This window comes from Gemmatimonadota bacterium (genome assembly GCA_016704275.1).
Lineage (GTDB): Bacteria > Gemmatimonadota > Gemmatimonadetes > Gemmatimonadales > GWC2-71-9 > Palsa-1233.
Genome location: JADJAK010000008.1, coordinates 174,170 through 188,366, shown reverse-complemented (window position 1 = coordinate 188,366; position 14,197 = coordinate 174,170). Strand labels below are relative to the sequence as shown.

Here is a 14,197-nt window from a genome sequence, read left to right as displayed (position 1 = left end):
GGCTGCTTCGCTCAGGATGACAATGCTCAGGGGCGGGCAATCCATCATCCATCATCCATCATCCATCATCCATCATCCATCATCCATCGTCGATCATCGATCATCGATTATCGTTCACCACCCCTTCATCCGGACCCCCCCATGCTCTACAAGCCCTCCGGCTACACCTCCGTCGCCCCGTACCTGATCGTCTCCGACGCCAAGGCGACCATCGCCTTCCTCCTGGCCGCCTTCGATGGCGAGTTGATCCAGACCATGGAGGCGCCCGACGGCCGCGTCCGTCACGCCGAGGTGCGCATCGACGACACCGTCGTCATGCTCGGCGACTCGGCGCCGGGATGGCCGCCGGTGCCAGCGCACGTGCACATCTATCTCCCCGATGTCGACACCGCCTTCGTGCGCGCGCTCGGCGCCGGTGGCACGGCGGTGCAGGAGCCGGAGCAGAAGGGCGATCCCGATCGTCGCGGCGGCGTGAGCGATCCGGGTGGCACGACGTGGTGGATCGCGACACGGGTGGGGTAGCGCCGATGGTGTCATCCTGAGCGAAGCAGCCTCCAGAGTTTGTCATCCTGAGCGGAGCCCGCGTAGCGGGCGTAGTCGAAGGACCTCTGCGACGGTGATAGGTCCTTCGACTGCGCGACGGCTGCGCCCCCGCCCCCTTCCCCGGCGGTCGTCAGGCCTCCACCCCCCCCCCCCCCCCCCCCCCCCCCCCCCCCCCCCCCCCCCCCCCCCCCCCCCCCCGGGGGGCTCCCGCCAAGCCGTTGTGGAAGCGCGCCAGCAGCAGGGCACTCGCCGAGGCGTGGCTGACCCCCGGCCCGCGGCCTGCCGAGCCCGATGAGTTTGCCGCACTGCTCGATAGCGATCGCCTCGCCGGCCTGACGCTCGGCACAGTGCACTCCCACGCCGCCATCTCCGTCGCCGACACCACCTGGCACGCCGATCTCGCCATCACCGCGCATGCGCAGGAAGGGCCCGTCGCGATTGTCGTGGACGCGATTGCCGATGAACGCTTCGGCGATCGCCTCGGCAGCGTCCTCGTCGACGCCGCGCGGCAGATCGGCCGCGATGAGCCATCACCGCTGGTCGAGCGCGTGCAGCGGCTCGCCGCGCAGCTCTTCCCTGCGTGGAAGCACGGACTCCCGCATCTCGACGAACTGCGCCACGACCTGCTGATGGGCGCCGCCGCGACGATGGCGTTCGCCAAGTCGATCAACGCGACGCGCGCCATCTATGTCGTGCACGAGCTCGTCCACCTCGATCGCACCAAGGAGTCCGATCGGCGGAAGAATCGCGAGGAGCTCGACCTCTTCGTGCGCCGAATCAGCAACGGCGCGGACGAGCGCCTCAAGCGCGGCGTGCTCACCGCGCCGATCACGGTGCCGGGCTATCCGGGGATTGCGCTGCAGCTGGGGAAGGCGCGCGGGACTGGATCGATGATGGGCGCCCAGCGGCCCCGAGCAGCAGCCAGCCGCGCCAGGCCTGTCCGTCAGGGGCGACTGCAGCCCGTCGGCAGGTGGCGCCTCGCGCCGGCCCGGCTGTCGCTTGTCGCCGTGCATCCCTCTTCGGGCGATCCCCATCCCCGTCGGAGCCCCGATGATGAACCGTCTGTTCGCCCGCCTCGCGTGTGCGCTGCTGCTCGGCGCCACCCTCGCCGCGCCGACCCTCTCCGCCCAGCAACCCGACGCGGCTCTCGACAAGCTCTTCAGCCGGCGCGAGGTGATGATCCCGATGCGCGACGGGGTGAAGCTCTTCACGGTGATCCTCACGCCGCGCGCGATGAGCGGGCCGCTGCCCGTGCTGATGTCGCGGACCCCGTACGGCACCAACGGCTGGGGCGGCACGAGCGGCATCGCGGTCGGCTTCAGGGAGCTGATCGCCGACGGCTATCTCTTCGTCTTCCAGGACATCCGCGGACAGCACCAGTCGGAGGGCGTCTTCATCATGAACCGCCCGCCGCGCGACAAGTCGAAGGCCGGCAGCGTCGACGAGGCGACCGACACCTGGGACACCATCGACTGGATCCTCAAGAACAACCCCACCAACGGCCGCGTCGGCATGCTCGGCATTTCCTACCCCGGCTTCCTCGTCAACGCTGCGCAGGTCGAGCCGCACCCCGCCCTGAAGGCGATGTCGCCGCAGGCCTCGATGGTCGACACCTGGATGGGCGACGACTTCTTCCATCAGGGCGCCTTCCGGCAGTCGTACGGCATTGAATGGGTGCACGGCCGCGAGTCAAAGCAGGCCGGCACCGGCCCGCTGAACATCACCCGCTGGGACACCTACGACTGGTATCGCTCCTTTCCGACGCTGGCGGCGTTGGCGCAGGCCACCGGTGCGACCAAGTGGCCGACGTGGCAACGCTTCGTGGCGCATCCGAGCTACGACTCGGTGTGGCAGCAGCGCGCCGTGCAGCGCTACCTCACGCACACCAACATCCCGACGCTCACGGTGGGCGGCTGGTGGGACCAGGAGGATGGCTTCGGGCCGCAGGCGTCGTATCCGGCGCTCGAGCGCACCGACACCGCCGGGATCAACAAGCTGGTGATCGGCCCCTGGTTCCACGGCCAGTGGTTCGACGAGACCGCCGACTCGCTCGGCGCGATCCGCTTCGGCCGCAACACCGGCGACGACTTCCGCGCGTTGCAGGCGCGCTTCTTTGGGCAGTACCTCAAGGACCGGGCGACGACGCCGATCGCCGAGGCGACGATGTTCGATGCAGGCACCAATACCTGGCGCGAGTTTGGGGCGTGGCCGCCCAAGAACGCCGAGCGGACCAAGCTCTACTTCGGGGCGAATGGCGCGCTCTCGTTCACGGCGCCGAGGGCGGCGGTGGGGCAGGACACGTACGTCTCCGATCCGGCGAACCCGATTCCGTACCGGCCGCGGCCGATCCCCTCGTACGTGGAATGGAACGAGTGGCTCACGCGTGACCAGCGCTTCGTCGATGGCCGCCCCGACGTGCTCACCTGGCAGACGGCGCCGCTCGCCGCCGACATCACCATCGCCGGCGACGTGATCGCGAAGCTCTTTGCGTCAACGACCGGGTCTGACGCCGACTGGGTCGTGAAGTTGATTGATGTGTATCCGGACAGCGGCGTGGCGCGTCCGGCGATGCGAGGCTACCAGCTGATGGTGGCGAGCGAGATCATGCGCGGCCGCTATCGCAAGTCGTTCGCGAAGGCAGAGCCGATCCCGGCGAACACAGTGGTGCCGTTCACGGTCGACCTGCACCAGCAGGCGTACACCTTCCGCGCCGGCCACCGGATCATGGTGCAGGTGCAGAGCAGCTGGTTCCCGCTCTACGACCGGAATCCGCAGACCTTCGTGCCGAACATCTTCCTCGCCAAGGCGAGCGACTACCGCGCGCAGACGCACCGCGTGCAGCGCTCGGCGAAATGGCCATCGCATGTGGAGGTGGGTGTGCTGCGCTGACGGGGTGAACGGTGAATTGTCATCCTGAGCGAAGCGACGGCAACGCCGGCGCGTAGTCGAAGGACCTCTCTCCGTGCGCACCGGAAAGAGGTCCTTCGACTACGCCCGCTACGCGGGCTTCGCTCAGGATGACACCCTGTGCGCCACCCCTACACCTTCCGCACAAACTCCGACTTGAGTCCCATCGACCCCACGCCATCGATCTTGCAATCGATGTCGTGGTCGCCGTCGACGAGGCGGATGTTCTTCACCTTGGTGCCGACCTTCACCACCAGGGATGATCCCTTGATCTTGAGATCCTTGATCACCGCGACCGTGTCGCCATCGGTGAGCGGCGTGCCGTTCGCGTCGCGGATCACCTTCGGGCCGCTCTCGGCGGCCTCGACCACCGCGGTCCACTCGTAGGCGCATTCAGGGCAGATCAGCATCGGCCCCTGCTCGTAGGTGTAGGGCGAGGAGCAGGACGGGCAGGGCGGCAGCGGCTGGGTGTTGGGCATGCCGGAAAGGTAAGCGATGATCGATGATCGATGATCGATCATCGATCCCCCCCATGACCCCCCCCCCCCCCCCCCCCCCCCCCCCCCCCCCCCCCCCCCCCCCCCCCCCCCCCCCCCCCCCCCCCCCCCCCCCCCCCCCCCCCCCCCCCCCCCCCCCCCCCCCCCCCCCCCCCCCCCCCCCCCCCCCCCCCCCCCCCCCCCCCCCCCCCCCCCCCCCCCCCCCCCCCCCCCCCCCCCCCCCCCCCCCCCCCCCCCCCCCCCCCCCCCCCCCCCCCCCCCCCCCCCCCCCCCCCCCCCCCCCCCCCCCCCCCCCCCCCCCCCCGCCAATTCCGCCCCCCCTGCGCATGACCGGATACCCCCTGACCCGACCGGGTCCCTGGGGAAATCCGTCATACTGGAGGCAGCATGCGCAGTCGATTCATCGTGGGGGCGCTCCTGGTCGCCCTGGGAGCCGCGCCGGCATCGGCGCAGTGGACCTACCAATTCAGCGGGACCTGGGATTTCACCGGCACACCCCAGACGCTCGCCTTCACCCTCACCACGGCGGCCCCGATCACCTCGGGCGGTTTCTGGACCCCGTCCAGCTGCTCGATCACGCCCGGCACCGTGGGGACCAACTACTACCTGTGCGACCAGCCCGAGATCGATCCGAACGGCTTCGGCACCGGGTTCGGCTACATCGGCGCCCGCTTCCTGAACTTCGACGTCACCACCAACAGCCCGACCGGCGGTGGCGCCGCGTTCTTCTGGTTCGCGCCGGGGACCTTCTCGACGCCCGGGAGCTACTCGCGGGTGCCGGACGGGACCACCATCAGCGTGGCCAACCCGCTCTTCGATCCGAACGCGGTCTGCAACGACCCGAACGATGATCCCTGCCGCACCACCAACTTCTATGGCAGCGCGGGTCAGGCGACGCTGGATGTCCGCTTCTCGACGCCGGGCGGTAACGGCGACGTCGTGCCGGAGCCGGCGACCCTCACGTTGCTCGCGACCGGGCTGGTCGGGATGGCCGGCGCGCGGCGGTCACGGAAGCGCGGGTGAGCGTGTCATCCAGGCCCTCGCCCTCCGGGGTCGCCGATTCGCAGTTCGCGCTGCCCCCCCCGGAGGATGACACGTTCCCCTCACCCCCTGCCGTTCGGGCGCCGTCGCTGCGCCCTTACCTATTCAGCCAATACGACACCTTCACCAAGAACCGATCCTCCGCTCGCCGACTGAAGAGATCCTCCACGTCGCCGCGGAAGGTGCGGTCGCCCTCACGATCGTCGAAGCCCTCGCGACCCTGGTTCCAGACCAGGAAGAGCGTCGACCCCGGCATGTACTCCCAGCGGAAGACGGCGTTCGAGCGGAACTGCTGGACGTTGAAGCCACCCGGATTCGCGGGGGCATCGGCATAGGGCTGGTAGCGATCGTCGTACGCCTTGGCGCGCGCATCGGCGAGCTCGCGGACCCGCGAGTACGTCCCCTTGGTGATGAAGGGGTTGGCATACCACTGGAATGACGCCGTCGGCGACAGCGTGTAGTTGAGCCGCCAGGTGACGCCGAGGGTGTGCTGGTCAAGCGCGGCGAAGGTGTAGTGCGTTGCGCCGGCGTTGTCCGTGACGTTGCCGAACCACTGCGCGTCGCGCTTGTTGCGCCCGATGTTCAGGCTCAGTGAGCTCGAGAAGCTGCTCGATGGACGGATCGTCACCTGCGGATTGAGGCTCAGGTTGGTGCTGCGCCCGCCGTCGACGCGACTGTAGTTCATCCAGAGCGAGGGCACCAGCGGCCGACGGCCATCGCCCTCGATCCCCAGCCACGGCCGGAACGCCGGCTCTTCCTTCAATGCCGGGCCGCCACGCGTGCAGTCGCGATCGCAGTAGGTCTGGCCGATCCCGATCGTGCCGCCGGTGTGCAGCCACCAGCGATTGTTGAACTGCACGTGCACGTTGGAGTTGAAGGCACGGTCCGTCGGCAGGCCGTCGAGCGTCCAGTACTGCCACCAATTGAAGTTCCAGTTGAGCCGCTGGTAGACGGAGGTCGGCTTGTTGAAGCGGAGCGCGTACCAGTTGGTGAACGTCTGCTCGTTGGCGCGGTTCAGGAAGCCGATGTCGTTGATCTCGAAGCCGGCCGAGCGGCGCGCATAGCCGGTCTCGAAGCGCGACGTCTGCCCACCGACCTTGCCGATCCGAAACTCGAACGCGGTGCCGCTCAGCGACGTCGCCGTCGGATCGAGCGCGAGATCGTCATCCGGCCGCTGGTAGTAGTGCGCCGGCCGCGACTGCGTCCGCGCGATCGCCTCGGCGCTTCCCGCGACACGGCTCCCCATCAGCGAACCCGACACCTCGTACTGCCCGATCCGCTGCCGCGCGTCGAGGCCGCCGCTCACGGCGCTCGAGTGCTGGAATGCCTCGCTGCTCGCATCGAGCGAACGGACCACCGAGGTCACCATCCCGCCGATGCTCCCCTTGCCGCCGCTGAAGTCCTGGTTGGCGCGCGCCACCGCGTAGTTGGCCCCCGGCTCGGCGGTGAGGCCGTTGACGCCGGCGACCCGCTCGGTGACCGCGTCCAGGAAGCCGACGTTGAGCCCACCGGGGAGGCGCCCCGTCACCTTCGCCGCGCCGAGGATTCGCGTGGAGGTCGGCGTGGTCGCATCGCCATTGCGTCCCGCCAGATCGGGTGAGCGGCCGATGCGCCGTGAATAGAAGAGGCCTTCTCCGGTCTGACAGTCGACCACCACGAAGCAGTTGACCCGGAAATCGAAGAGCCCCGACCCGGCGACGAAGAACGGACGACGTTCCTGGAAGAAGACCTCGAACGCCGAGAGGTTCAGCTGTCCCGGGTCGGCCTCGACCTGGCCGAAGTCGGGATTCACCGTGGCATTGAGCAGGATGTTCGAGGCGAGCGCGAGGCGGAGGTCGCCACCGGCCGAGAGCTTCTGGCTGCGATCGAACGTCCCCGGCGCCGGCTCGCTCTGCGCCACGACATACGGCACCACCTCGGCGCGACGCGGCGACGCGAGTCCGACCAGCCCGCGCAGCTCACCGAACTGCGAGACGAAGCCGGTCTTCGACTGGCGGTAGATCGGCCAGCTCACCTGCGCTGTGAAGCGCTGCAGGTTGCGGAACACCATGAAGCCGAAGGTGACCTCGTCCTTCGGGGCGAAGCGCAGCTGCGAGAACGGAATCCGATACTCCGCCGTCCAGCCGAGCGAGTCGACCTTGGTGGCGACGTCCCAGACGGCGTCCCACGCGGAATCTTCCTCGCCGTCGTTGTAGATGGCGTAGTCCGCCTTGACGCCCACCGGATTCACCTGGAACTCGAAGCCGGTTCGCTTGTCGTGGTAGGAGTCGATCATCACGGTGACGTGGTCGGAGACCGACTGATCGTCGCGCCGCGACAACCGGCCGACGATGCTGTCGGGGCGCACGTCATAGAGCCGGACGAAGACATAGAGGTACTGCGCGTCGTAGCCGACCCGGAACGCGGTACGTTGCAGCGGTGCACCATCCTCGCGCGGACGGACCTCGCGGAACTCATCGGTGCTCGGCACGCCGCGCCACGACGGATCGTCATCGACGCCGTCGAGCACCGGCGGCGCGGTGACGCGATGCGCCGTGATCGAGGCGGGCGCGATGCCCTGGGCCGCGACGGAAGCCGCGCCCAGCATGGTGAGGAGCAGGAGACAGGGGAGAATCGAAGGGCGAGACAGCATCAGGGGGGTCCTGGTTGGGGGACGTCTCGGGTGAGACGCCCCCACGTGGTCGGAAGGTTGTCGGCTCAGGGAAACGGACGCGGGCGCGGCTGCGGCCACGGCCACGGATTGATGTGACCCTTGCCCGCGAGTGCCTGCGCCACGGCGGCGCGCACACTCGCGTCGGGCGACTTGAGTTGCTCCACGAGCCGATCCGGATCCTCACCGGTCTCGAGCAGCGCGCGGATCTGCGCCTTGCGCGTCCGATCCGTCGCGGGCCGCGACAGTGCGGTGCGGAGCGCGGGGAGTGCGGCAGCGTCGCCGATCTCGGAGAGCGCCCACGCGGCGGTCATCCGCACGCGTTCGTCGTCGTCGGTCAGCGCGCTGATCAGCCCGCGCGGTGCCGTCTTCGGCTCGAGTTCGCCGAGTGCCCACGCAGCGGTGGCACGCACGGCGGGGTTCTTCTCGTTCGCGAGCACGTCACCGACGGTGCCCGCGGCACTCGCGTCGCCCCGCTCGGCGATCGCCCACACGGCGGTCTCGCGGACTCGTTCGTCGGCGTCGGACTTGGCGGCCGCCAGCAACGCCGCGTTGCCCTGACGGATCGAGAGGTTGCCGATAGCCCAGGCGCTCATCTCACGGACATCGGCATCCTTGTCGTTGGCGACTGCCTCGCCGAGCGCGCCGTCGGCAGTCGGCCATCACCGATTCGGCCCAGCGCCCACAGCGCGTTGGCGCGTGGACCCACGGCCGCATCGTTGGTCAGGGTGATCAGCGTCGGCACCGTGGTGGCCTTCTCGATCAGGCCGAGGCCGTAGGCGGCGACGCTGCGCAGCGACGAATCGCGCGAGGCGGCGTGCTGCGTGAGCCCGGCGACGGTGGCATCGCTGCCATCGCGGCCGAGGAGCCGCACCGCGATTTCGCGGGTGCAGTTGTCGGGCAGCACGACGGAGTTGAGCAGCAGCGTGCGATCGCCGACGGAGAGCGGCGTGTTGCGGCCGGTGCGAATCGAGTAGCTGTCGCCCTCGACCAGCGGCGACACTGGCGCGTGCATGCCGCCCCACCAGCCGCCATTGCCGATGGCGCCCGCGGCGAGCAGGCAGAGGGTCGGTGGCGCACCGCGCGTCTCGGCCATCAGCGTGGTGATGTCGCCGGCCGCGGTGGCGACGACCGGTTCGTGCATGGTGCCGAACGCCAGGACACCGGCGGCGGTGGAGCAGAGGATGCGCAGCACAGGAGACTCCGTGGTATGGTGAAAAATCAGCACTTCAGGGCAAAGAAAAGGCGGCGGACGCGCGAGCCGGAGCTCGCGCGCCGCCGCCGTGGATCAAGGGTTCGGGCGCGGCCGCGGCCAGGGCCACGGCCAGGGGTCAATGCTCCGCTTGCCGGACATCGCCGCGACGGCCGCGGCACGGACGCCGGGGTCGGCCGAGGTCAGCAGGTCGCTCAGGCCATCGGGCGTGGGGTCCATCGCCATCGCGGCACGCAGCAGCGCACGCGTGGTGCTCCCATCCTGCGGCTGCTTGAGGGCCGCACGAATCGCAGGGAGCGTGGTCTTGTCGGCGATGTTCGAGAGCGCCCAGGCCGCCATGAGCCGCGTCTGCTTCGAATCATTGGTGAGGAGTGCGGTGAGCTTCGCCGGTGCACGGTCCATCGGGACGTTGCCGATGGCCCAGGCAATGGTGCCGAGCGTGTGGTCAGACGATTCCTTGGCGAGGGCCGCGGCCAGCGGCGCGGCCGCCGACGGATCGGCAAACTGGCCGAGCGCCCACGCGGCCATCTCGCGTGCATCGGCGTCGCTGTCGCGCGCAAGCACGCGGCCCAGCAACTCGGTCACCTTGCTGTCGCGCGATGACTCGAGTGCCCATACCGCCATCGTCCGAACATCGGCGTCGGCATCGCGCTCGGCGGCCTGGCTCAGCGCGCCGAAGGCGACCGGGACATCGGCGTGATCGTGCAGCCCCCACGCCGCCACGCGACGCACTTCGGCGCTGCTGTCCGTGCGGAGGATCTTCGCGAGCAGTTCGGGATTCGCGTCGCGGATTTCCGCCGGCAACTCGCCCTGCGTGCGCACATTGATCCGCACGTTCGGATTGACGTTCACCACCGTCGACTTTCCGTCGGGCGCGGTGGCCGGTTCGGGCGACGCCTTCGGCGCCGGCTTCGCGACCGGCAGCGGATCCTGCGGCGGATCGGCAAGAACGGTCTTCGTCGCCGTGTTCGCGAGCTCAAGCGGCTTGGCCTGCGCCGGGGCAGGCGCCGGTGCGGCAGCCGCCACGAGCAGGGACATCGCCATCAGCGCGCCGGTGATCGATGCGACCTGCCAGCGCGGTGGTGCTTCGCGGCGGAGTGCCGGATCGAGGATCGCCAGCATCCGCCCTTCGAACTCCTTCCGCTGCGCCATCGCGAGCGCCACGCTCGGCACCGGCGAACGTCCCACGGCGGTCACGATCTGCAGCAGATGCTCGGCGTACTCGCTCGGGCGCGAGCCCAGGCGGATCGCGAGATCATCGCAGGCGCGCTCGCTGGCATCACGCAGCCGGCGCGCGGCCGTCCACACCAATGGATGGAACCAGTAGACGGCGCATGCCACGCGGCCGAGGGTGTGGCCGAGCAGATCGCGACGGCGCACATGCCCCAGCTCGTGAATCAGCACGGCATCGCGCTGGCCTGGGGTCCACGTGTCGCACTCGGCGGGGAGGACGATGGTGGCGTTGAGCAGGCCGGTGGCGAAGGGCACGTGAATCGACTCGCTCTTCACGACGCGCGGTGCGCGGGCGATGCCGAGGCGATCGGCCACGTCGTAGAGGCGATCGTTCCAGTCGTCATCGGCGAGTGGTTGCGCGTTGCGGACGATGCGCTGCACGGCGAGGGTGCCGTGAATCAGCCGCGCGATCAACAGCACTGCCACCACGGCCCAGAGGCCGATCAGCATGGTGCCGAGCGACGGCATGGTGATACCTGCCGTGGCAGCGGAGGTCGTCACGGTGGGCGTCGACTGCGTCTGCGACGGCGCGGCGGTGTTGATGATCGCCTCGCCGGTGGTCGGCGGCGTTACCGTGGCAACGCTGGCCGCAGCGGGGAGCACCGGCAAGTCGAGCGGCATCCAGCGTGAGAGCGCCGGAAGGAGCAGCACGGCGGCGATCGCCACCAGCCAGACCAGGTGACGGACACCGGCGGCAGCCTTGTGCAGTGCGCCGGCCAGCATGACGGTCACCAGCAGGATCGTGGTGGCCTTCAGCACGAGGAGGAGCGTCGGACCGGAGGGGGTCCCGATGCCGAGCAATGAAGTGAGGGTCATCGGCTAGCGCCCCTTCGCTTCGGCGTCGCGGATCCGCTCGCGAATGCGGGCGAGCTCCTCGGGGGAGAGCGTCGCATCGGCCATCTGCAGCAGCGCCGTGAACGCCTGCTCGGTCGACCCGGCGAAGTAGGTGTGCACCACCTGCTTCAGGACGTCGGCGCGCGCCTGCGTCGTCGGGGTGGCGGGGCGGTAGACGTAGCGCGGCCCGTCTTCCTGGAACGTCACCAAGTGCTTCTCGGCGAGGATCCGGAGGATCGACCGGACCGCCGAGTAGGATGGCGGATCGGGGATGTCGCGGAGGATCTCCGCCACGGTGGCCTCGCCACGCCGGTGGAGGGCGTCCATGACCTGGCGCTCGCGCCGGGAGAGGTCGTCAGTGAGGGATGGCTTCGGCATCGGGGCTCCGAGGTGCGGGTTCCTGCTGATAATTCAGCACTGCTGATATTTCACCATAGGTCCTCGATCTGTCAATGGGGAGGGGACACGGTGGCGGAGCCCCCCCTGCCCTGCGGAGCAGCCGGGCGCGGCCGCCCGGCCCCGCGCGCCCGCCCCCGGGGGCCCCCCCCCCCCCCCCCCCCCCCGCGGGCCCCCCCCGGGGGGGCCCGGGCAACCCCAACGGCGTCAAACCCGCGCCAGCCCTACACTTATGCAGTCTCCCCACGTCCAACCCGCCGTCATCCCAGCTTCCAGGACCCCCGTGGACCTTCGCGACCAGCTCCAGGCCCATCTCGGTGACGCGTTCCGCATTGAGCGGGAACTCGGCGGCGGCGGGATGTCGCGGGTCTTCCTGGCCACGGAAGTGCGCCTGGCCCGGTCGGTGGCGATCAAGGTGCTCTCGCCCGAGCTGGCGCAGGGGATCAACGCCGAGCGGTTCGAGCGCGAGATCCTGCTGGCGGCGTCGTTGCAGCAGGCGAACATCGTCCCGGTGCTGGCGGCTGGCGACGTCGCGGGATTGCCGTACTTCACGATGCCGTTCGTCGAGGGCGAGTCGCTCCGCAACCGGATCCGTGGTGGCGGGATTCCGATCGCCGACGTGATCGCGATCCTGCGCGACGTGACCAAGGCGCTGGCGTACGCGCACACGCGCGGCATCGTCCATCGCGACATCAAGCCCGACAACGTGCTGCTCTCGGGCGGTACCGCGGTGGTGACCGACTTCGGGATCGCGAAGGCACTCAGTGCCTCGCGTGCGGAAGTGGCCGGCGGGACGCTCACCTCCGTGGGGACGAGCATCGGCACGCCGGCGTACATGGCGCCGGAACAGGTCGCCGGCGATCCGACCATCGACCATCGCGTCGATCTCTATGCATTGGGCTGCATGGCGTACGAGCTGCTCACCGGGGCGAGTCCGTTTGCCGACCGCACGCCGCAGCGGATGCTCGCGGCGCACCTGAGCGAGACGCCGCCGTCGGTCACGCAGAAGCGGAGCGACTGCCCCCCCGCACTCGCGAGCCTGGTGCGGCATCTGCTCGAGAAGGACCCGGCGGATCGGATTGCCAACGCCACCGAAGTGCTGCGCACGCTCGATGAGGTCACGACCGCGTCGTCGTCTTCGGTGCCGACGTTGTCGATGTCGGGGCCCGGCTCGTTCGGCAAGGCCTTCAGCCTCTATGTGGTGGCGACGGTCGCGGTGGCGATCGTCGCGAAGGCGGCGGTGGTCGCGATCGGTCTGCCGGACTGGACCTTCCCCGGCGCCGTCGGCTTGATGCTCCTCGGACTGCCGGTACTGTTGCTGACGGGCTATGCCAAGTCGGTCGCGCGGCGCAGTGCGCGCGCCACGCCGACGCTCACGCCCGGCGGGACGATGGTGGGCCGCGCCCCGTCGGGGACGCTGGCGACGATCGCGCTCAAGGCGAACCCGCACCTGTCGTGGCGTCGCAACTTGCGCTACGGCATGATCACCATGGGCAGCTTCGTGCTGCTGGTGATCGGCTACATGGTCACCCGGCAGATGGGCATCGGCCCCGCGGCGTCGCTCTTCGCGAGCGGGACGCTCGCCGCGCAGGACAAGGTGTTGCTGGCCGACTTCACCACGACCGGTGGCGACTCGACGCTCGCGCCGATCGTGCAGGCGGCGGTGCGCGCCGCGATGTCGCAGTCGCGCGCGGTGCAGGTGCTGAGCCCGTCGGATGTCGCAGCGGTGCTCGTGCGGATGCAGCGCTCCGACAGCACGCCGCTCGACAAGGCGACCGCGAAGGAAGTCGCGACCCGCAGCGGGCGCCAAGGCGATCCTCGGTGGACGCCTCGCCGCGGCGGGCCCAGGCTACCTCGTCTCGCTGGAGTTGATCTCGACGGCGCAGGGAACTGTGCTCGCCTCCTATCAGGGAACGGCCGACGGTGTGAAGGATCTCCTGAATGTCGTCGACGATCTCACCAAGAAGTTGCGCGGCAAGCTGGGCGAGTCGCTCAAGGAAGTGCAGAACGCCGTCCCGCTCGAGCGCGCCACGACCGCCAACCTCGAGGCGCTCCGCAAGTACACCGAGGCGACGCGCGCCAACGATGTCGAGGGTGACTACGATCGCGCGGTCGTGCTGTTGCGTGAAGCGATCGCGCTCGACTCGACCTTCGCGCTGGCCTATCGCAAGCTCAACGCCGCGCTCAACAACTCCGGTGCTCCGCAGATCGCCCGCGACTCGGCGCTGGAGCGCGCGGCGCGTTTCGCTGACCGCCTCCCGCCGCTCGAGAAGAACCTGGTACTCGGCGCCTTCAACCAGGCGCACAGTACGCTGGGTGATCGGGGCAAGGCGCTCGCGGCCTACTCGGCCGCTGTCGCGATCGATTCCACCCAGACCGCCTCGCTCAATCAGCTATCGCTGCTCTACGCGAGTCGTGAGCAATACGACAGCGCGCTCAAGTATGCCGAGTGGCAGTTCCGTCAGGTTCCCAATGTCCGCAACGCCGCCAAGGTGGGTAACTCGCTGCTGGACGTCGGCCGCTACGACGACGCGCAGCGATTCCTCGACTCAGTGCGCAAGGCCGCCCCGCAGGCTGAGTTGGAGGGGAGCTTTGCGGCCGCAGTTGCCTTCGCCGCTTACCTGCGCGGCGACATCGACTCCGCCACGCGGGTCATTGATGCGGTCACCAAGTCGCCGTCGGTTCCGGAGCAGATTCTGGCGGAGGGAATTCGCGCCGACCTGTCGATGACGCTCGGCAAGTTCGCCAAGTTCCGCACCGCCGCCGACCGCATCGACTCCCTCGTCGGGACGCGCGGGACGTCGATCGAGCTGACGGGATTCTCCGTCGCGGCGTCGGACATCCAAATCGGCCAGCGGCTGCCGCAGGCGGTGGCGCAACTCG

11 protein-coding genes are annotated in these 14,197 nt (G+C 69.5%); 4 read left to right on the top strand and 7 right to left on the bottom strand.

The features are described from left to right. Positions 1 to 141 precede the first annotated feature (141 nt). Positions 142 to 522: a VOC family protein gene (locus IPG05_15285; GenBank protein MBK6496439.1), complete on the top strand. Its 381-nt coding sequence runs from the start codon at positions 142 to 144 to the stop codon at positions 520 to 522. 551 nt (positions 523 to 1,073) lie between these two features. Here IPG05_15285 and IPG05_15280 read toward each other — a convergent pair. Beyond that, positions 1,074 to 1,556, bottom strand: a complete 483-nt coding sequence (locus IPG05_15280; GenBank protein ID MBK6496438.1) for a hypothetical protein — start codon at positions 1,554 to 1,556, stop codon at positions 1,074 to 1,076. Between the two features lie 40 nt (positions 1,557 to 1,596). Here IPG05_15280 and IPG05_15275 point away from each other — a divergent pair, with 40 nt between their 5' ends. After that, positions 1,597 to 3,432 carry a CocE/NonD family hydrolase gene (locus IPG05_15275; GenBank protein ID MBK6496437.1) on the top strand — a complete coding sequence of 612 codons (1,836 nt, stop codon included), beginning with the start codon at positions 1,597 to 1,599 and terminating at the stop codon, positions 3,430 to 3,432. Positions 3,433 to 3,581: 149 nt separating this feature from the next. On the opposite strand, the gene IPG05_15270 is transcribed toward IPG05_15275, so the two are convergent. Further along, positions 3,582 to 3,929 (bottom strand): alkylphosphonate utilization protein, encoded by a 348-nt coding sequence (locus tag IPG05_15270; protein ID MBK6496436.1) that lies wholly within the window; start codon positions 3,927 to 3,929, stop codon positions 3,582 to 3,584. 405 nt (positions 3,930 to 4,334) lie between these two features. Here IPG05_15270 and IPG05_15265 point away from each other — a divergent pair, with 405 nt between their 5' ends. Next, on the top strand, positions 4,335 to 4,970 hold the full coding sequence (locus IPG05_15265; protein MBK6496435.1) for a PEP-CTERM sorting domain-containing protein: 636 nt from the start codon (positions 4,335 to 4,337) through the stop codon (positions 4,968 to 4,970). A gap of 115 nt (positions 4,971 to 5,085) precedes the next feature. Here the strand turns inward: IPG05_15265 and IPG05_15260 are convergent, their stop codons facing one another. From IPG05_15260 to IPG05_15240, 5 genes are all read right to left on the bottom strand, one after another. Beyond that, positions 5,086 to 7,620, bottom strand: coding sequence for a carbohydrate binding family 9 domain-containing protein (locus IPG05_15260; protein ID MBK6496434.1), 2,535 nt, complete (start codon positions 7,618 to 7,620; stop codon positions 5,086 to 5,088). A gap of 65 nt (positions 7,621 to 7,685) precedes the next feature. Beyond that, on the bottom strand, positions 7,686 to 8,234 hold the full coding sequence (locus IPG05_15255; GenBank protein ID MBK6496433.1) for a HEAT repeat domain-containing protein: 549 nt from the start codon (positions 8,232 to 8,234) through the stop codon (positions 7,686 to 7,688). After that, positions 8,231 to 8,833 carry a HEAT repeat domain-containing protein gene (locus IPG05_15250; GenBank protein ID MBK6496432.1) on the bottom strand — a complete coding sequence of 201 codons (603 nt, stop codon included), beginning with the start codon at positions 8,831 to 8,833 and terminating at the stop codon, positions 8,231 to 8,233. Before IPG05_15250 ends, IPG05_15255 begins: the two co-directional genes overlap by 4 nt. Positions 8,834 to 8,926: 93 nt before the next feature. After that, positions 8,927 to 10,900 (bottom strand): HEAT repeat domain-containing protein, encoded by a 1,974-nt coding sequence (locus tag IPG05_15245; GenBank protein ID MBK6496431.1) that lies wholly within the window; start codon positions 10,898 to 10,900, stop codon positions 8,927 to 8,929. A 3-nt stretch (positions 10,901 to 10,903) separates the two neighbouring features. After that, positions 10,904 to 11,296, bottom strand: coding sequence for a BlaI/MecI/CopY family transcriptional regulator (locus IPG05_15240; protein MBK6496430.1), 393 nt, complete (start codon positions 11,294 to 11,296; stop codon positions 10,904 to 10,906). Between the two features lie 301 nt (positions 11,297 to 11,597). Between IPG05_15240 and IPG05_15235 the strand changes: the two genes are divergently transcribed. Then, the gene (locus IPG05_15235) at positions 11,598 to 13,412 is read left to right on the top strand and encodes a protein kinase (protein ID MBK6496429.1); all 1,815 of its coding nucleotides are present in this window, start codon (positions 11,598 to 11,600) and stop codon (positions 13,410 to 13,412) included. Positions 13,413 to 14,197 lie beyond the last annotated feature (785 nt).